Annotated in this window: 10 protein-coding genes and 5 pseudogenes; 10 read left to right on the plus strand and 5 right to left on the minus strand. The window is 41.9% G+C overall.

Annotated elements, in window-relative coordinates; genetic code table 11:
* The first annotated feature begins 32 nt into the window (after positions 1-32).
* Both R7Q47_RS20220 and R7Q47_RS20225 read left to right on the plus strand, forming a co-directional pair.
* Positions 33-1,460, plus strand: coding sequence for a DUF6844 domain-containing protein (locus R7Q47_RS20220; RefSeq protein WP_213905048.1), 1,428 nt, complete (start codon positions 33-35; stop codon positions 1,458-1,460).
* 1 nt (position 1,461) lies between these two features.
* Entirely contained in the window at positions 1,462-2,592 is a 1,131-nt protein-coding gene (locus R7Q47_RS20225; protein WP_213905047.1) for a hypothetical protein, read from the plus strand.
* Positions 2,593-2,706: 114 nt separating this feature from the next.
* Here R7Q47_RS20225 and R7Q47_RS20230 read toward each other — a convergent pair.
* A pseudogene (locus R7Q47_RS20230) lies at positions 2,707-3,048 on the minus strand (type I restriction enzyme endonuclease domain-containing protein); the annotation flags it as partial.
* A 132-nt stretch (positions 3,049-3,180) separates the two neighbouring features.
* Here R7Q47_RS20230 and R7Q47_RS20235 point away from each other — a divergent pair.
* Positions 3,181-4,047 (plus strand): annotated as a pseudogene (locus R7Q47_RS20235) (IS1634 family transposase); the annotation flags it as partial.
* A gap of 321 nt (positions 4,048-4,368) precedes the next feature.
* Here the strand turns inward: R7Q47_RS20235 and R7Q47_RS20240 are convergent.
* Positions 4,369-4,854 carry a hypothetical protein gene (locus R7Q47_RS20240; RefSeq protein WP_213905046.1) on the minus strand — a complete coding sequence of 162 codons (486 nt, stop codon included), beginning with the start codon at positions 4,852-4,854 and terminating at the stop codon, positions 4,369-4,371.
* A gap of 845 nt (positions 4,855-5,699) precedes the next feature.
* Between R7Q47_RS20240 and R7Q47_RS20245 the strand changes: the two are divergent.
* Positions 5,700-5,933: pseudogene (locus R7Q47_RS20245) on the plus strand (hypothetical protein); the annotation flags it as partial.
* A gap of 192 nt (positions 5,934-6,125) precedes the next feature.
* On the opposite strand, the gene R7Q47_RS20250 reads toward R7Q47_RS20245, so the two are convergent.
* On the minus strand, positions 6,126-8,186 hold the full coding sequence (locus tag R7Q47_RS20250) for a BCCT family transporter (protein WP_213905045.1): 2,061 nt from the start codon (positions 8,184-8,186) through the stop codon (positions 6,126-6,128).
* 262 nt (positions 8,187-8,448) lie between these two features.
* On the opposite strand from R7Q47_RS20250, the gene R7Q47_RS20255 reads away from it, so the two are divergent.
* The 4 genes and pseudogenes from R7Q47_RS20255 to R7Q47_RS20270 form a co-directional block, all read left to right on the plus strand.
* Entirely contained in the window at positions 8,449-8,826 is a 378-nt protein-coding gene (locus tag R7Q47_RS20255; RefSeq protein WP_213905044.1) for a hypothetical protein, read from the plus strand.
* On the plus strand, positions 8,823-9,149 hold the full coding sequence (tnpB, locus tag R7Q47_RS20260; protein ID WP_188046902.1) for an IS66 family insertion sequence element accessory protein TnpB: 327 nt from the start codon (positions 8,823-8,825) through the stop codon (positions 9,147-9,149). Before R7Q47_RS20255 ends, tnpB begins: the two co-directional genes overlap by 4 nt.
* Before the next feature lie 115 nt (positions 9,150-9,264).
* Positions 9,265-10,860 carry an IS66 family transposase gene (tnpC, locus tag R7Q47_RS20265; protein ID WP_318089351.1) on the plus strand — a complete coding sequence of 532 codons (1,596 nt, stop codon included), beginning with the start codon at positions 9,265-9,267 and terminating at the stop codon, positions 10,858-10,860.
* Positions 10,861-11,414: 554 nt separating this feature from the next.
* Positions 11,415-12,125, plus strand: a pseudogene (locus tag R7Q47_RS20270) (IS1634 family transposase); the annotation flags it as partial.
* A gap of 129 nt (positions 12,126-12,254) precedes the next feature.
* Here R7Q47_RS20270 and R7Q47_RS20275 read toward each other — a convergent pair.
* Positions 12,255-14,561 (minus strand): starch-binding protein, encoded by a 2,307-nt coding sequence (locus R7Q47_RS20275; protein ID WP_104966161.1) that lies wholly within the window; start codon positions 14,559-14,561, stop codon positions 12,255-12,257.
* Between the two features lie 474 nt (positions 14,562-15,035).
* Between R7Q47_RS20275 and R7Q47_RS20280 the strand changes: the two are divergent.
* Positions 15,036-16,068, plus strand: a pseudogene (locus R7Q47_RS20280) (IS630 family transposase).
* Between the two features lie 529 nt (positions 16,069-16,597).
* Positions 16,598-18,133, plus strand: a complete 1,536-nt coding sequence (locus tag R7Q47_RS20285; RefSeq protein ID WP_213905043.1) for a putative bifunctional diguanylate cyclase/phosphodiesterase — start codon at positions 16,598-16,600, stop codon at positions 18,131-18,133.
* 469 nt (positions 18,134-18,602) lie between these two features.
* Here the strand turns inward: R7Q47_RS20285 and R7Q47_RS20290 are convergent, their stop codons facing one another.
* Positions 18,603-19,508, minus strand: coding sequence for a GGDEF domain-containing protein (locus R7Q47_RS20290; protein ID WP_318089352.1), 906 nt, complete (start codon positions 19,506-19,508; stop codon positions 18,603-18,605).
* Positions 19,509-19,663 lie beyond the last annotated feature (155 nt).

The following is a 19,663-nucleotide window of genomic DNA, read 5'->3' on the forward strand; positions in this document are numbered from 1 at the left end:
TTACTTTTAGTTAGAGGGTTAGGTGATTAAAAATGAAATTAAACCAATTACTTACAGCAATGGTAATCGCGGGCTTGTCATTACCAACACATGCATCTCAAGAAGGTAATTTAGTAGATACAACAACGGTAGCAGAAATAACAGAAGAGGCTGCGGGCAAACAAACCGATAAAGATGTGGTCCAAGTTCAAAACGATGTTGATACCACTGATGCCATTGATGAAAAGCTTGATGCTTATGTGTCAAACGTAAAACGCACCTTATATAAACAGGGTAAGCAACATAGTGTATTTATTTATTCTGGTTCTGCTGAAATCATGGCAGATCGCAATGACCCTCGATGGGCAGAGTTTCGAGTAGCAGCATTAGATAAGGCCGTATTAGAGGCGCAAAAAGAATACTTACAAACACTAAATACCAGTGTCGAAAATAACATGCTTTACTCCATGACAAAAAATAGCGGCTTGCCGACCCCGACTGAAGAGGATTTTAAGAGTGACTCTCAGATGGCAAGCTTCTTAGATAAAGTGGTTGCGGTGCTGGAAGGTAAACTTGATGCAGAATTACAAGAAATGGGGATTGATCCAAAAGAGTTTGAAGCAGCCCCACCATCGATCAAGCGCGATCTATTTAAAGAATCAGTGATCAAGCAAACTATAAGGTCTTCATACGGTGATTTGGCTGGAATGATGATTATCAAAACCTATGAGGAAATCAGAGATTCTGGTCAAGGAACAGTTGGGGTTGTACTTGCTTTGTCTGCAAATAAACGAGATCAAGTTCGTGCAATGATCGATTCCGGCGGTCAAATTACACCACAGAAAGATAAAGCTAACCCTAAAATGACATCTATCTACGATATGTTTTATAACCAAAAAGACAGTCTATATCTGAAGGTAGGAACTCAAGTTAGCTATGACTCCGACGGCTATCCCATGTTGATTTCATACGGTCAAGCAGGCGTTACTTATACATCCTCACCAACGGAAAGAAAAATTGAACGTAAAGCAGCTAAGAGCTTTGCAACGAACAACGCTTGGGCGAGCTTGGCACAAACCTATAATCTGAATGGCGATTTCCAAGAGTCAACTTCAGAAGAAAACCGTGTCAGTAAAGCTGAGCAGTTCGATTTGATAACAGGTGCTGTTCGCAAAAAGTCCCCAGGCTTAACTAATGAATTAATCAAATCCGTTCAACAAAGTGCTTCAATGACATCAAGTGTACAAAATATGACTGGTGTAAGTACTGAGTTTGAATGGCGTCGTAAACACCCTGTGATGGGGCATGAAATGGTGGGGACGGTACTCGTTTGGCATCCCAAGAAGATTGTGAGTGCAAAAAATATGGCAAGTGGAATGAGTGCTGAAAAGCTGGCGCAAGAAGCCCTGGGAGCAGAAACTCTCTCTGATAACATTAACTCGGCTGAATCGGAAGATATGTTTGATGTGGCGGATTTTTAACATGAATAAAAGGCTTATACTACTTTGCGCAGCAAGCTTATTCTCATGTTTATCTAGTGCTGCAAGTTATGAGAAAGTTATAACAAATGGGCAAGGAGAAACATTAGATCAGGCTATTGATGTCAGTTTAAGGCGTGCGGTAGAACAGGTCTCAGGTGTATCTATTGAAAGTGCCCGCACTTCACTCCTTACATCAATTAACGACGGAAAGACAAAACAGTTAAACGACTCTATGGCAGATGGCACTGCAACATACTCGCGAGGGAACGTTAAGTACAAAGTGCTACATGAAAAGTGTTCAAGTTATGGCTGTGAGGTAAAGTTAGAGGTTAAGGTTGAGGTTGACCCTAGAGAGAAAATAAAAGATCAAAATGCCAAAAGAAGAACAATCGCTGTTGGTAGTTTTTCTGGCCCAAAAGGCACTATTATCGGCAAAAAAGTCGAAGAACTTTTGGTGCAAGACCGAAAGTTCAAAGTACTATATGACAGACTCGACCCAACGTTACAGTATTTTGTAACTGGTCAGGTTGTTACTGCTAACACTAACAAAAGTGTCGTCGATAACTCACGTACCGTAGAGCTCACAGGGGAAAGCATTAAAGATGTGAAAACCTACTATAGCTCTAAAGTTTTGGTAAAATTTCAAATTCTCGATGTTGTCAATAATCAAGTGAAATGGTCAGCAACTATTCCAACCACTTCAAGTAGAAACAATTTGAATCTTCTGGTTGATATTGCTTCGAAAAAAATATTTAACCAACTAAAAGATAATATTTATCCGTTAGTGGTTTTAGTTGGCGATAATGGCTCTTTAGTTTTGAACTCGGGCGGCAATACAGTTAAGCAAGGACAATACTTTGATGTCTTCAATTTGGGTGAAAAATTTATCGATCCAGTGACAAAAGAGAGTTTAGGCCACGATGAAATCAAAGTTGCGACCATTGAAGTGACCAAAGTATTACCTAAGTTTGCCTATGCAAAAGTAGTAAAAGGAAATATTGCAGAAATCGAAAATCATAGTATTGCACGTAAGTCCGCTTATACGAAGTCAAAACGAAAGCATACAGAACATGCGAAGCCAAAAGTCGTTAAGCCTAAAGAGGAAAAGAAAACTACTGGGATCATTCTCTAAATACAAACACACTATAAATAATATTCAGCAGAAAGTGAGATGATAAGACACGACCAATGTCAACACTAATAACTAATAGAAAGGCAAGGCTCTCAGGCCTTGCCTTTCATTTAATCATGCCGCATACCACCCGTCAGCCAGCACTTCTGCTTGATCCAGTACCAGCTTAATCGCCTCTTCAGCCGCATCAGGTGGATATTTCCAGCGACGCAATAAACGGCGTACAAGGTTACGCATCCTTGCTCGCACGCTTTCTCGTTTCTGCCAATCTACAGTAGCGGATTTACGCAGTTGGTGCGTGAGTTCAATGGCGAGTTGGCGCAGGTTGTCATCGCCCAAGGTGCGCACAGATGCCTCGTTGGTGACCAATGCACGGTAAAACGCAATTTCATCAGTGGAAAGCCCCAGCTTTTCCATCATCTCAGCGTCAGCTTGCATCTCTTTAGCCCACTGTATCCGTCATTCCGCAGCCAATTTCAGAATTAAAACAATGTGATCCAGTGAGCGTTTACAGGTGTTAGTGCGACAGACATCTTGACCGCGATCCCCAGTTTTGATCTATTACTGTTATTTAACGGTCACTTTATTATTTCTGCTGCTCAACCTGTCATTAAACGCCTAGACCACTTAGGGCTAATCGCTGCTTTCTGTCATGAAATCGGTTTACCAGGCATTATTGATTGCATCATTCCTAAGTACTCGGATCACAATGTTTCACATGGCGATGCAGTCTTAGCAATGATTCTTAATGGCCTTGGCTTTCACAGTAGAACGCTGCATATGTTCTCTGACTTCTTCGAGACAAAGCCTGTTGCCAAGTTGCTCGCTAAAGACATTGAAGCGCACCATTTAACTGACGATGTACTCGGACGTACTTTAGATGCTTTATATGAAGCTGATGTCGCCGCACTTTATCAAGCGATTGCAGAGCATGTCGTTGATAAGCTAGGACTTAAAACAGACTCTGTCCACCTTGATATCACTAGCTTCCATGTCGATGGTGAATACGCCCAAGACGAAGATCTTAATGCCATCAAGCTGGTAAAAGGCTACAGCCGAGACCACCGTCCAGAGCTAAATCAAGTGGTCCTTGAGCTGATTTGTGAAAACCAAGCAGGCCTACCTGTTTACATGCAAGCGCTTAGTGGCAACACCAACGATTCTAAGGCATTCTCAGAGGTCACTAAACGGCATATTCATTGCCTGAAGGCAGCTCAAAACAGTCGCTACTTCATCGCCGATGCCGCTCTATACACCGAAGAAAGCATTCGTTCACTGGATGAGCAACAACAGAAGTTTATTACGCGTGTTCCAATGACCATTAAGTCAGCCAAAGAAGCCTTAATGAACCTTGAGTCAGAGCAGTTGAGCCGTATCGGTAATGGCTACTCGGGTTGCTGGGTTGACGCTGATTATGGCTCGGTATCTCAGAAGTGGCTGTTGATTCATAGTGAATAAGCAACCAAGCGAGAAGAGGTAACGTTCTATAAGAACTTATGTAAGAGAGGAATAAAGTTTCATACTAAACAGTCAAGCACCCTTGATCGAACCGTTTAAGATTAAACATAACCAAAAATAAAGATTCATACTAATTGCTACCACCATGTCCGAATCAAGCTACAAATGAGTATTAAAGTATCATACTCGTTGTAACTCACTTCTGGACAAAACTTTCTTAGAGTAATCACCTAAATTAGAAAAGTGCGGATAACTTTACGTATTGAGAAGTGACGCCGCGTTGCGAATTCCTCTTGAACAACTTGTTATGCTGCTGGACTACCACTTGAGATTCAAGCCTTTAAGATCGCAACCTTCTGGAGCAGTGTTTTGAACACTTCTAACATATGTATTCCAATCTTTCGTACTCCGCCCTAATGATGTTTCATGATCAATTTCAGCCTGAATCTTATTACATGTCTCACGCAATTTTCTTTGATCTTCTTCACGCTCAACTAGCATAGATTGGCTCATTCTATCTGCTGTTATCCCCGCGAAGTATAACTTAGATTGGTCCTCTGATATTTTCAGCAACTTACCGTTGTAGGACAAACCATCATCTTCAATACTTAGAGGAAAAACTTTTGATGGATATTTCAAATTTTCAATAAAAATATAAGAATCCCCATCTTTTTTTATCTCAGCTAAGATTTCCGAACCAGTAAATGGAGATTTATATAAATAACTACCAATATAATTATCTTTGCTTTCACCACAACCAGCTAGAAACAACATTGATAATAAAATCGATTTTACATATTTCATTTCACTCATCCTAAAGTTAATTTAAAGCAGCATAACGCTTATTAGTCGGCTAAAAGCCGTTTTTCATTCCGTGATTATGCAACTTTTTTAATATCACTTCAATGTGTAATCAAATGGTTAATGAAAGTTAACCCCGCTTTCGATTGCACGATGCCTTATAATTTCTCAAAGGCTGATTTCCAAACTCCTTCGGATAAATGTTGATAAGGAAAAACACTAGGAACGAAATGTGCAATAACTTTTTCTCTGAGTTGTTTTGGGGCAAAGGCGTGTTTGCTATAGTCGGTTCGCATCACCTCTGCCAAGTGAACTGACAGAGGAAAAGTGACAAACTTTATTGTAAGTGATCAGACTTTATTGGACTCGATGAAACTATATTGTCTTCTGACAATAATTACATAATTATAAAGATATTTATTCATTGTGTAATGCGAAAACGCGCATGGAATGGCAAGATTTGAGTGAAATGGATGAGAATTTGTAAGCGAAAAAGTGGACCGCCACCGATCTCCTAGACAAATTTCGCCTATTGAAGCGATCTATTTTGAGCCGCCCATGATGAAAGACGAGATGCACCAAATAAGTGCTAACGACAACGTCACCAAACGCAAAAATTGCTAGCCATAAAATATGGCTAGCACAAACGTTAAATATGATTTTGTTAAAAATTACTTTTCAAGTGCGGACTGAATAAATAGTACCAGGGGAGGCTTTGTTTTTTACTTATAGTAGCTAATATATATATGTATTAGCTACTATTTAAAGTCGAAGGCAACGATATGTGTAGGAGAGGAATAAAGTTTCATACTAAGCAGTCAAGTAACCCTGTTTGTACCGTTTTAAATGAGACCGCAACCGTCTCCAGTACCGATTACTTCGGTGACCCTGTTTATACCTACTCCCTCAAAGAGGGGATCGAAGATGGTTTTCTTGCCCCCTACAAGGTGGTGCGGGTCGATATAGACGTTGATCTGCAGGGTTGGCGCCCAACCAAAGGGCAGCTCGACAAACAGGGTAACCTGATTGAAGACCGTATCTATAACCAGAAGGATTTCGACCGCACCTTGGTGATCCACCAAGCAAAGAGAGAAACTTCTCTCTTATTGTTATATTTGCGCTGTTATTTCAATTAATTTTACACTCTAATTGCGATATCGACGCCACAGGGCAACACCGGAATTATCTCAGCTACTGCAAAATTAATGTGGCTCTGCTTTGTTTTATACCAATCTAAAAAAGCCTCAGCAGATTGATGAGGCTTTGAGTGGAGATTATGTTAATTCAAGGTTCGATGGATCTTCCGGTGGCACATCAATATCATGCTCTTGCATATTCCACGGTAAGATGCCCGGCGAAATATGTAGGAAGTGTAAATAACGTTCGAACTGGTTCAAGATGTCGTTAATAATATCTTGTTGTTCATAGTTATAAACATCATACGCTTGACCACCGCGGCGTAAAAAGACTTCTGCACGGTAGTAGTACTTATCCTCTGGCACTTCACCTTCATTATAAGCAAATTCAGGCAAGTCATAACCACGTAAGCGAATTTCATAGATGAACTCAACTTGCCCTTCTTTGAACACTTCAAAGTGTGCGCGACACAGCTCTTCGTCAAATCTCACTTCCGCTTCCCAATCCTGCTCTTCCAGCTCTTGCTCAACACGCTTCATACTATTGAGAACAGTAACACTAATGAATTTTTCAACATCAGAGCGATCTGGGAAATCAACTAAATTAGCTAAGCGTTTTTTCCATAATCCTTTCCCTACCCCCGTAGAGCTAGACTGTTGAGACTGCATATATTGTTGCTGACTGTCTTCATGGTGGCCTTCAATACGGAGAGCTTTGATCATACCCACCATAGCAACTAACATAATGATGGCAAAAGGCAAAGCACTCACCACACTCGCCGTTTGTAAAGCACCCAGACCACCCGCTAAGAGTAGAACAGAAGCGACAATCCCTTCCGTTGCAACCCAGAAAGTACGTTGCCATGCAGGCGTATCGTGCACACCACCTGAAGCCAGTGAATCAATCACAAGTGAACCGGAGTCAGATGAAGTCACAAAGAAGGTAATGATTAAGATAACCGTAAGAAACGAGATAATCGAAGTCATCGGCAAGCGTTCAAACAGCTTAAATAAGGCGATAGCGTTATTGTTTTGCACTTCTTGAATGATGTGGTGATAACCATCTGTCATGATCATGTGCAAGGCCGTATCACCAAACACGGAGAACCATAGAAAAGTAAAGGTAGTAGGTACTACCATCACACCCACAACAAACTGCCGAATGGTACGACCACGACTAATTTTCGCGATGAACAAACCTACAAATGGTGCCCAAGCGATGGTCCAGCCAAAGATAAACAGTGTCCAGTTCCCGATCCAATCACTGGCGACATATGCTTGTAGATTAAATGTGCGTTCAACAATATTACTTAAATAACTACCTGTATTTTGCATAAAGGTATTAAGAATAAAGAGAGTTGGACCTGCTGCAAATACAAAGACCATCAGCAATATTGCGAGAGCAATATTTAATAACGATAAGTTTTTTACCCCTTTATCCATACCTGCAAGAACGGAAACCAGTGCACACAATGTGATTAGCGTAATAGCAATGATTTGCACGGTGCTATTAATTGGAATATCAGGCCATAAGTAATGCAAGCCTGTGTTAATTTGGGTAACCGACAATCCTAATGTGGTCGCGATACCAAATAACGTACCTAAAATCGCAAACACATCAACCGCATGACCAATCGGGCCGTGAATTTTATCCCCAATTAACGGATAAAGCGTCGAGCGCATTGAAAGAGGCAGGCCATGGCGGAAAGCAAAATACGCCAGTGCTAAACCGACTAAACCATAGATAGCCCAGATATGAAAACCCCAGTGGAAAAATGCAATTTGCATCGCTTCTCGGGCGGATTCAACCGTTTCGGGTGCTGCGGTTGGTGGTGAAGCATAGTGTAGAACTGGCTCTGCTACACCAAAGAATAAAAGTGCGATGCCGTACCCTGCCGAAAACAACATAGCAAACCATTCCATGAAGCTGTATTCAGGTTCCGCATGATCGGGACCTAACTTAATCTCTCCCCATTTACTGACTGCCACTGCTACTATAAAAACCAAAAATATCGCAACAGCTAGCATATAAAACCAGCCAAAATTAGTGGTTACTTCTGATAATAATTGAGAAAAAAAGTCCCCAGCTCTCTCTGGGTTAGAAATGGTACCGACTACCAATAATACAATAACGACAACTGCAGGTATAAAAACGGGGATAAGAACGGTCGATCTCCGCCTATTATCTGAAACATCCATGCGTTTCTCCTCTATTCGTTTAACTTACCTATTATGTAATTAAAAGCATATTAAAATTCAATCTTACAAAAACAATAAGAACAAAGTGATAACTAAAATATTAAAGTACAAATCTGAAGGATTAATATCTACAATGAGACTGAATTAATGATATCTAAATCTACTTTTGCGCAAATAAACCGTGAGCTTACGGCAGTATAGCTCAACTTTTAGCAACAAGTCGTGATTTACTGAGTGTCTGTCCATTAAGAGGATCGACACCGTGCCACAACATAAACTAGAACAAGCCATTGCCGCGTTTGATCACTGGTGCCAAAACCGAACTAAACGCACTCACACTCCTAACGAACTTCGACAATTGGCCGTTGAATTAGCAGACAGTCACTCCCATAATCACATTGCTACTGCGTTGAGGATTAACGCTCGACAACTCAAGATTTGGTGTGACCATGCTGCTGTCAGTTCCACCGCCCCCTCTGACTTTATGTCATTGCCTATCGAGCACGAATTTGAGCCTAATACAGAGCATCGTTTGAGCATTGAAATGACGCTACCAAACTCAAGTCAAATTCGTATTAGCGGAGAGCTGTCACTTCATCTGCTCCAAACCTTGCTGCAAGATGTGGGGGCATTAGCATGATCCATCTAACTGCGCAGACCCAAATCCTTCTGGCCATTAAGCCTGCCGATTTTCGTTGTGGAATTGATGGCTTTGTCGCCCTCTGTCGTCATCAGCTCAAACAAGAGCCACGTAGCGGTACCCTGTTTGTGTTCACCAATCGACGCCGAACCATGTTAAGGGCGCTATGCTACGATGGTTCCGGATACTGGTTGATGAGTAAGCGCCTGACCAAAGGGCGCTTTCAAGATTGGCCGAGGAAATCTCAAGAGACGATCACGCCTTTAGTCGCTAGGCAATTGAAAGCCCTGCTGACAGGGCTGCCAGGCTGGCAAAGAGTGTGAACAAACGCACAGTCTACGGGTTCAAACAAACGATCGTTTCGATCGAGTTGACCGATCATGCTGAGCTGAAATAATGAGATACATCATCAGAGCACATTAGCCGACAGGATAGAAAGTGGCGCAAGAGTTTACCGACATAGATAGCGAAGAGTTGGATGGACTTATCCAGCGAGTGCAGGAGGCGAAAGAGCATGACCTGGCACTGAGCGCGGAAGATTGTCATATCCTGTTGAAAGCATTAAAAACGCTGGCGGCCTTACAAGAGCGCTTATCTGATAACGATATTACCTTGCATAAACTGCGTAAACTGGTGGGAATGGTCAGATCGTCAGAGACCATGGATACCCTGCTTGGCCAGAAAGCCAAGAAGAACAAAAAACGTGGTCAAAAACGGTCCAAACCTAAAGCGACTCAACCTGATGTGCCGGTAAAAACAAAAGTTACTCAGCACAAATTAACCGACCTAAGGAAAGGCGATGCATGCCCGGAGTGCCATCAAGGCAAGCTGTATAAGTATGAGCCGGCTACCTTGCTGCGTATCACGGGGCAAAGCCCATTCGTAGCTGAGCAGCATGTTATGGAACGCTTGCGCTGCAATGCGTGCGGTCAGTACTTCAAGGCGACATTGCCTGATGATGTCGTTGAGGATGGAGGGCCGAGTCAGAAATACGGTTACAGTGCTCGCACTTTAATGGCTCTGCATAAGTTTTGTGCTGGTGCGCCTTATTATTGCCAAGAAAGCATGCAGGCTCTGATGGGAGTAAAGCTTACAGCGTCAACCATTTTTGACCAAGTTGAGTTGGTAGCCAATAGCTTACAACCCGTTTATAACCTGCTTAGAATTTTTGCAGCCAACGCCGAGCATTACTACTTAGACGACACGAGTAATCGAATCTTAGACAAAGTCCCAATCGAAAAACCGCAACGCAATGGCACCAAAATGCGAGAGCGCACCGGCGTTTACAGTACGGGTTTAGTCGCTGGGTTAAAAGGCGGGCACAATGTGGTGTTATACAAAACGAACATTGGGCATGCGGGCGAGTTCATTGACGAGTTGCTGAGCGAGCGCGGTAAAACGCTATCTACTCCCATATTGATGAGCGATGCCTTATCCAGCAATCGCCCATCTCTTGGTTATGAAGTCCAACACTGTCTGTGCAATAGTCACGGGCGGCGGCAGTTCGCGGAAGTGCTTCACTCATTCCCAACCGAAGTTGAACAGGTATTAAAGTGGTATGGAATGATCTGGGATAACGATCATGAGGCCAAAGTCTTGAGACTCAGCAGTAAGCAGCGACTTGCGTGGCATAAGAAAGTATCTCTGCCGGTGATGGAGCAGATCCGTGAATGGGGAGAGACAGAACTTAATAGAGGGCGTGTTGAAGAAAATAGTGGTCTTGGCAAAGCGATTGGATACTTCAATAAACACTATGACGGGCTTAGCGCGTTCTGCCACATCGAAGGGGCTCCGATAGACAATAACAAAGCGGAGCAAGCCCTCAAACTGGTCGCCAGAAACCGTAAGAATGCGATGTTCCATAAAACTCAAGCTGGCGCCAGTATTGCTGATGTGGTGATGGGAATGATAGCGACGTCAGCCGAAGCCGGTATCAACGTCTTGGATTACTTCAATACGCTGCAGCGTAAACAAGGTGAAGTAAAGGCGACCCCACAGCAGTTCCTACCTTGGAATTACCTATCTAATATCTAACCAAGAAATGCTCCTGCTTCGTCTGGAGCCAACTCTGCGCACCGATGTAAGCTATCTTCCCGTAAGCTCACGATCAGTTGAACCGCTTATATACTTCGGTAATTGCGTTACAACGAATATACTCAGGGCTTAAATTCGACGAAAAGCTTGGACCTGCGTTAGCCCACTTATTTGATAAATATCCGATAGCCAATCGTTTTATATCTGCAATGGGCTTTCCTGCGGAGTGGAAGCAAGAACCTTTGCTTTTCGAACTTGATTAAACCAGTCTTGAAATCTGAGTTTGATGATCTTTTTGTAAGGCGCTTTTGTCCCGAAGTGACCTTGCCAACATAAAAAATCATTTTTACTGCATGATTGTTGTTGCCGTCACATGAGCAGGATTTGGGCAAATTCCGGTTATCTTCTAACATGTATGTTATAGCTGAAAACGATTTTGGGGCAGATTCGATTTAGAAATGGCAGCGTATCGACTGCGCTGCCATTTTAATATGATACTTTAATACTCAGTATGAATCTTTATTACTTGGTATGAGACTTTATTACTCTCTCACAACTTAGACAAAAATATCACCAAAGAGCAGAGAGCGCTGGGCCAACTAATGAAAAAGAGGTTTGCCTGCGCAGTGGATGCCGAGCAAGCAATGGGCGACTTCGCCAGCCAGTGTCATTTGCTTGGTTTTGCACAATCAACCATCGTTAAAGAGCCAATCTATTCAGGTCGTGGTCGGCCAAAGAAAGACGAAAAGCCAAGGGGATACCACTATTTGATAGATGCTACGCCTTATACCGATCTAGAAAAAGTGAAACTGGCCAAGCTTAAAGTGGGTATGTTTATTCTCGCCACCAACGATACTGACTACGCCGATCTCACAATGGCTGCATTGCTTGAGCATTACAAGTCTCAGCAAAAGGTTGAGCGCGGCTTTCGCTTTTTGAAAAGCCCTGAGTTCTTAACATCATCAATTTTCCTGAAGAAACCTCAGCGAATCGAGGCACTACTGATGATCATGACGCTTAGCCTACTCGTTTACGCGAGCTTAGAGCACAAAATCCGAGAGAGTCTCACTAAGACCGAGGAATTCTTTCCTAGCATGGTAAAGAACAAGACGACAACTAAACCGACGGCACGTTGGGTATTCTTAAAATTCGAAGGTATCGACACGCTCGAATTTGGCGGCCAAAGCTTCATAACGGGTGTTCAAGAGCATCAGACTCAGCTCCTTAGGCTTCTTGGTGTACTGTATGAAGCGGTTTATTCCTAAATTGGCTGCGGAATCTCGGATTGAACCTCATGAATGTAGCAGCCCCGCAAATAAATTCAATGCTTATCCGAAGGATTGGTTGTAAGAGGTGAAAATCGGTACAGTCTTCAGACTGTACCGATAAGGTTATTAGTGTTGTGTCACACTGATGGCTTTTGTACTGCTATTGAAATGAATCTGATAGGTGGCGTAGTCGCCGACTTGATAATCCGTACTTGGGTAGGATTCTGTCCACGAACCATCATCAATTTTAAACCTTGCGGGTGACTCTTCACCATTGAAGGTTTGGGTTGTTGTGTAAAGGCCGGTTTGCTCATTGTAATCCAATGCGGCTAATCCCCATCCGTTTGCTGTTCCTCGGAAGTACCAAGTTTCATTTCCACCATTTGTGTTGCTGGTGCACTGGGAGAGATCTTTCCATTCACCATTGGCATAACAAAGGTTTGGTGCTGAAACATTCATATCGAGTGTTTGGCGGCTGCCTTGATCACTGAAAATGACTTTCAAGCTAGTGAGGTTAGTACCAAAGTCATAGCAATATTGACCATTTTGTTGAGTCATTGCTTGCCCTGGCCAAGTTGCGTTAGCAATAGGCGTTGCTGCATCCACATTCCAGAAGTAGAGGTAAGGTTGAGAGAAACCTTGCTGATTGTCATAACAGATTTGGGTGGCATTATCGTTATCATTATCCTCTTCTGTGATTAGGGTAAACCCACAGTCGGCTAAAGATTTCCAGCTACCATCGCTATAACACGTTCCTGTAGTGGTGGTGAGATCGTTACTCTTATTGGCACCTTGATTTGAAAAAATCACATTCACACTTGAAAGCTCAGTTTCAACATCATGGCAATAGAAATCACCATTTGCCGTCATGGTAACGCCAGGCCAAGTGGCGTTTGTGAGTGAGCCTGCTGGTTGTGCTCCCCAGTAGTAGAGTGTTGGTGAAGTGTGATTAGCGGCATTGTCGTAGCAGAGGTTGGTTGCTGTGACGGGAGTTGCTGGTTTTTTATCGCTATCACTATCACTATCACAATCGGTGCAGGTTTGTCCTACTTTTGCTCCGACATGAATGGCCGCCGCATTATGAGAAGCCACGGTGAAATGGGCATAACCTGAACTGTCTACACTGATGGTGGTGCCACTGCATGTTCCCGTTTGTGAGTTAAAGTCACCACTGATGATGTCGCAATATTCACCCGCTGGCATTCCGGTAGCAAAACCTTGGTTGATGCCTTTGTTGTCGTCTCGGTTAATGACAACAAAACCTAGCCCACCACGGCCAAAGGCCACTTGGTTATAGCCATCATCCCACCAGTTGGTCACGCGCCATTCTGCTGCAGTGTGATTACGAAAAGCCACCATATTGGCTACGCCGCGCCAGCGATGTTCACAAACCCAGTCTCCTCCATCAAAACCACAGGCGTTACCCGTATGTATGCCAGTTGCGGGGGGGCCTGCATCAAAATCATTGAAGTAGTAGCCTGACATGACTTTGGGGTATCCATAGGGATAGGCCAACGTAAAGACATTACCGAGGAAGTAGAGGTTACCAAAATCTTGGTGGCTGAGTACTTGTTCTGGGTTGTGACGTTCTTCATCATGGTTCGTTACAAAAGTCACCGCATCACTGTTGCCTAACCAGCCACTCCATGAACCAATCCCTTGTAAATCTTTGATTCCTCCGTGTTTAAATTTAGGGCCAAGGGTTCGAGCAAAGAAGAATTCAGTCACATCACCAATATAAGTGTATTCCCCCGGTTTTACTGGCTCATTTTCCGCTCCGATCACTTCTTGGAAAATATAAGGGGTGCCGTGTAACTTACTTTTTATCGCGGCAATATCTTCAGCAGGGATATGTTTGGCTGCATCAATACGGAATCCGGCAACGCCCATGCTGATGGCCTCATTCATGTAGTCCGCAATTTTTTGCCGCACATATTCGGAGCTGGTTTTCAGATCGTTAAGCCCGACTAAATCACAGTTTTGTACGGACCAACGATTGGAATAATTAATATCACTGGTGCAGCTATTAAAGTCATTCGTTCCATAAGGAACTTCTGGGAAATTCCGATTCCATGCTGCCATATGGTTGATGACAGCATCGAGATAAATATCCACGCCCGCTGTTTTACAGCGTTGAACCATATCTGCAAATTGCGCTCGGTTACCGCTGCGCCCTTCAAAAGAATAGCTGACAGGTTGATAGCGAGCCCACCAAGCGGGGTTATCAACACTTTTTTGAGGGGGTGAGATTTGTACGGCAGCAAATCCTTTTGGGCCCAGGAATTCTTCACATTCTTGAGCAATATCTTGCCAACCCCATTCAAATAAATGGACGAAGGCGGTTTTGGGAACGTCTTGGGCATAACTTGGTGCCCCCCCGATTAAACTCCCGAATAACATGAGCCCGGCAGACAAACTCTTGTTGAATTTCATATTCTTTCCTTAAGTTTGAAATCTTAAAATGTAAGAAAAAATGTATTATGTCTAAAAAGACAGCAGAACTTTAGGACAGATAAAAAGGAATACATCTTTAAAGAAAGGTGATTGTGAGAATGGTCATTATTTGCACGGTGTTTGTTTTGATAGATTTAAATACAGTCACTAAATGTACACATCAAGCATGAAATAAAAAATAAAAATTGGAATAGAGATTAAGCTATCATTTAACTATCTGATTTTTATTGAATTTGATGGCTTTTTATTGATGCATAATGTGATGCATTTGGCAAAATCGTGAAATTAGAGGAGATTGGTTAATTTATGATTTTTCCTCCTTCCCAAGAGAGGAATAATATTGTGTTAATGTTTTTGGTGTTGGTGAGAAGATAGAGATTCATTAATCTGTGATATACCCGTGATCATTGAAGATGCTTGATTTTCGATAGAATCAGGATCATGCTACGAACCATGAAAATTACACTGACTCCTCAACAGAAACTGCAACTCGAACAAATGCACGACATTGAACGTGATAGTCGAGTTTGCGACCGTATTAAGGCTGTTTTGCTGGCTTCTGAAGGCTGGATCAGACTATGATTTCACAAGCTCTTCGTATTCATGAATCGACCGTTGCTCGTCATCTCAGCGACTACGTTCTTTCTGAAAAACTTAAGCCTGAAAATGGCGGAAGCCAAAGCAAGCTTTCTGCTACTCAAACCATGCACCTAATCGAGCATTTGACTGAGAAAACCTATTCTCACACGCATCAAATTGTCACTTACGTTAAAGAGACATTTGGACTGGATTACACGGTTTCTGGTATGAATAAATGGCTTCACCACAATAGTTTTAGCTACAAGCAACCGAAAGGCGTACCACACAAGTTTGATGAAGCACAACAGCAAGCATTTATAGAGGCTTATGAAGCGTTAAAGGCAAGCTGTGGCAAGGATGAATCGATAGTCTTTATCGACGCAGTTCACCCAACACTATCAACAAAAATATCTCATGGCTGGATACGAACTGGTCAGGATAAAGTGATTGAAACAACGGGTAATCGTAGCCGATTGAACATTATTGGCGCACTGAACTTGTCGGATATTGGAGCAACCATTGTTCACAACTATGAGAGCATTAACAGTGAATCGATTGTTCGCTTTTTCTGTGAGTTAAGAAAGAGTTATCCCTTAGCCCATAAGCTTCATATCATCTTGGATGGTGCGGGATATCACCGCAGTGACTTAGTCAAAGATGCGGCGTTTGTCCTGAATATTGAACTGCATTATCTTCCACCTTACAGTCCAAACCTCAACCCAATCGAGCGGCTATGGAAAGTAATGAATGAGAGAAGGCGAGGAACAACGTTTACTTCAAAAGAAAACGGGACTTCAAGGCGGCAATAGACCAATTTTTTGCAGTGACTCTTCCAGAGATCGCAGGCTCTTTGACATCTCGAATTAATGATAATTTTCAGGTTCTCAAGCCAGCATCTTCAAGTTGATTCGGTATAACGGCATATATACGGTTGGACTCTATGGTATTGTTAACTAGCAGCTCATGCTGAACTCTATATATGGAGTGAAAAGTATTAAGAAGAGTGACTAGTACACTGAACACACTCAGGCACAGAATTAACTTTCTCAGATTTAACTTATCCCTCATCTGTTTCATTTCCTCCATATACTCCATAAGTTAAATCATCCATTTTTTCATTAGATATAAAAGACATTGCCACTCACAGATCTATACTAACTCAAAGACTTAATCAGACCTTTGAATACTCTGTATGAAACATTACTCCTTACTTAGAGTTATCTTGAGCAAAACCCCATAGAGAGTAACTCCAAGACGTGACTAACCAACATACGTTAAAACGCCAGAATAGCCCTAACGGTCTGTGATTGATGCTCGATGTAACATTTTAAACACTTTAGTGATGTGTCACTAGATTGATATGCAATGTAATGATAATTTACTTATTTACTTATAAACTTACTCATGGGCAGTAAAAAAATAATACTGTGGTCAATATGAAAAGAGATATAAAATCCTCCACTAAGTTCGTTTTTACCTACTTTGTGTTTGCGTCGCTATGGGTTTGGTTCTCAGATAAAGCAGTAGAACTCCTATCGAGCAATACACAAGTCTATACCTTGGTTCAATCACTGAAGGGAATGTTATTTATAGTGGTCACATCTTTATTGCTGTGGGGACTGGTAAAAAAGAACAATCGAGAACTTGAACAAGCGAATGACATTGACTCTGTAACAGGTTTACACAGCCCTTTGGTATTTTTTCGCTGCCTAGAACAAAAAATCCAAAATGCCAAAGAAGATGAGCACTACGTTCTTTTTCTTCTTGATATTGATAACTTTAAACCCATAGCCGATCGCCTCGGTTTTACGAAAAGTAGTCAGTTTCTAAAGGATATCGCACAATCTATTGACTCTCATACGGTCTTTCCTCTTCTCTCATCACGAATACACTCTGATGGGTTTGCTTGTTTGGTACGAATGCATGATGAAAATCAAATAGCTCTGCACTTAGCTCGCGTTCAAAAGCAGTTTAATCAACATGCAAAAAGTCATGAAATTGATGTGACATGCTCTATTGGTGTGGCCTTCTACCCGTATGATGGAGAGAGTGTCAAGCAACTCATGTCGTCGGCAAAAGATGCTCTAGCTCAGGCAAAAAAAACAAAAAATACTATCCGATACCACGACAAAAAACTCGCTGAAAAAGATTTCCAAAAACAACGTATGATTATAGAGTTGCGTCATGCGATTCAAGAAGAGCAAATACAGATAGTCTTTCAACCAAAATATCGCCTAAAAGACAAGAGAATGATGGGAGTTGAAGTGCTATCTCGCTGGACTCACTCTCAATACGGAGATATACCTCCATCAGTATTTGTCACGCTGGCAGAAGAAAATAATCTTAGTAGCGCTTTAACGAAGCTAGTAATCAAGCAAGCATCAAAGCAACTTAAAGAAGCTCAGCTCCTAGGCCGTGTCATCCAAAGCGTATCTGTAAATATTTCAGCGACTGAGCTAAATAGCACTGAGGATATTCATCAAATTGAGTATCAGCTAAATCAAGACACTGAACTTTCAAAATACCTATGCCTTGAAATCACAGAGACAGCTACACTTAAGAATATAGAAAAATGTGCAAGCCTAGTAAAAAAAATGAAAAGGTCTGGTGTAGCGTTCTCTATCGATGACTTTGGAGTCGGTTATACCTCATTTGGAATTTTCAATAGACTAGACATCGATGAAATCAAAATAGATCGTAGCTTCATCAAAGATATTGCGGTTGATTATCGTTCAAGAGCGATCACTTCAGGCATTATCAACATTGCAAAAGAGTGCGGAATTCAAGTCGTTGCAGAAGGAGTAGAAACCGATCAACAGTTACGAATTCTTGAAGAGTTAGGCTGTGAACAAGCCCAGGGTTTCTATCTAAGCCACCCAATACCTGTTGAAGAATTAAAAGAGAAATTAAATATAACTTCGCAAGACAATAAAGTTGATTTCATTGCAGTGTCTAGCAGGCCCAAAAACTGAAGGAGCGTTTGTCCCAAACAGCATGCTGTGGAGGCTTGCTGAACTGCCGACGACAAGCATCATTAATTGAGCGCGTTACTCAATACTGGTGTGATGCTAGACAACTTGTTCTATCGAGGAGAAACAACTCCCCCTGAAACGGTTTTCAGTGCTTGATGTTTACTTTTGCTTTTTGTTTTTTTCTGCTTCAATTTTGCTAGTAGCTTAACTGCTTCAGCCCTAGTCAAGTGAGGTTCATTTTTAAGCAACTTCTCTAGTTTTCTCTCTATATGACTGACCACAACTCAAATCACCTACGGTATCTTAGTTCATCAGTCAAACTACTAAAACTTTCGAGTAGATACCATACTCTTTGCAAATCGCTTTGTCCCATTGTGAGTTACGACACCAGCACATTCGCAGTACGACCTAGTTGTACTAACCTGTGGGTTTGTAAGGTCAAGCATGAGTTGAGACACTGTAGTTCAGTCTAAATCTTCTTTACTCGCGTTTTCTCGTAGTACATACTCTCATCGGCTTTAGTTATCGCTGACTCTAGGGAAAAGTCTGCTCCTTCAATAATATACTTACCTATTGACGTACCTACCTGCACCTTACCTTTGCCGATATTTATTGGACCAGCGAGTGCACTCTCAATTCTCGACATCACCTCTTCCGTGTAGTGTTCCGCTTCTCTATTGCTACTCCCAACGCTCCCTAAAAATACGACAAACTCATCTCCGCCATACCTTGATACTAGGCCGGAAGCCCTCACACTACTTTTCATACGTTCACTTACTTCACGTAATATGTGATCGCCTACTGTATGGCCATGATCATCATTAATTTTTTTGAAATCGTTCAAGTCAATAAATAGAAAAGCAGAAAAAGTGTTTTCACTTATCCTCTTTTTTAGGTACCGTTGTACGCTTTCGATGAGTCCACGCCTGTTGAGAACTTTAGTTAATTCATCCATTTGAGCTTTCTGGCATGCCTTCTTTTCGAGTTCCTTTTGCTTTGTAATATCAGTCGCAATACCTAAGATAGCTACAACCTCATTAGAGGATTCGGAGCTATAAATTGGTGATTTCATCTCAAGATAAATCCGTTGCTTACCATTTGCATCATTAATGAAAACCTCTTCCCTAGTCGTTTCTCCCTTGATGACCTTAGCATCAATATGCTTTATGAACTCAACGGTATCCTCTGGTAAAAAATCCGAATCTCTTATTTGACCCAGTTTTTTCTTATCAATTCTCATTAACTGCAGGCTTAGGTTATTTGCATAGATATATCTGGATTGCGTATCTTTGATGAACACATATGTCTCGAGATGATCAAGAGATTCAATAAGATCATTAAGATTAACTCCCAACCTTCCTACTTGAAGATACATTATGGCCTCCAGCATGCAGCAAAATATTTTATGTATATGATAATTTTTTGTTATGTTTATTGGTGTACTGCATTACATTTGAAAATATTGATTTTAGCAATACTAAAGAGGTATTAAACATCCCACTCAATAGTACTAAAGCACCGTCAATGTGA

This window comes from Vibrio sp. Vb0349 (genome assembly GCF_033338975.1).

Bases quoted from the DNA above. Each gene is read 5' to 3' on its own strand.
- R7Q47_RS20220 (WP_213905048.1), top strand. From the start codon at position 33: ATGAAATTAAACCAATTACTTACAGCAATGGTAATCGCGGGCTTGTCA.
- R7Q47_RS20225 (WP_213905047.1), top strand. From the start codon at position 1,462: ATGAATAAAAGGCTTATACTACTTTGCGCAGCAAGCTTATTCTCATGT.
- R7Q47_RS20240 (WP_213905046.1), bottom strand. From the start codon at position 4,854: ATGAAATATGTAAAATCGATTTTATTATCAATGTTGTTTCTAGCTGGT.
- R7Q47_RS20250 (WP_213905045.1), bottom strand. From the start codon at position 8,186: ATGGATGTTTCAGATAATAGGCGGAGATCGACCGTTCTTATCCCCGTT.
- tnpB (WP_188046902.1), top strand. From the start codon at position 8,823: ATGATCCATCTAACTGCGCAGACCCAAATCCTTCTGGCCATTAAGCCT.
- R7Q47_RS20275 (WP_104966161.1), bottom strand. From the start codon at position 14,561: ATGAAATTCAACAAGAGTTTGTCTGCCGGGCTCATGTTATTCGGGAGT.
- R7Q47_RS20285 (WP_213905043.1), top strand. From the start codon at position 16,598: ATGAAAAGAGATATAAAATCCTCCACTAAGTTCGTTTTTACCTACTTT.
- R7Q47_RS20290 (WP_318089352.1), bottom strand. From the start codon at position 19,508: ATGTATCTTCAAGTAGGAAGGTTGGGAGTTAATCTTAATGATCTTATT.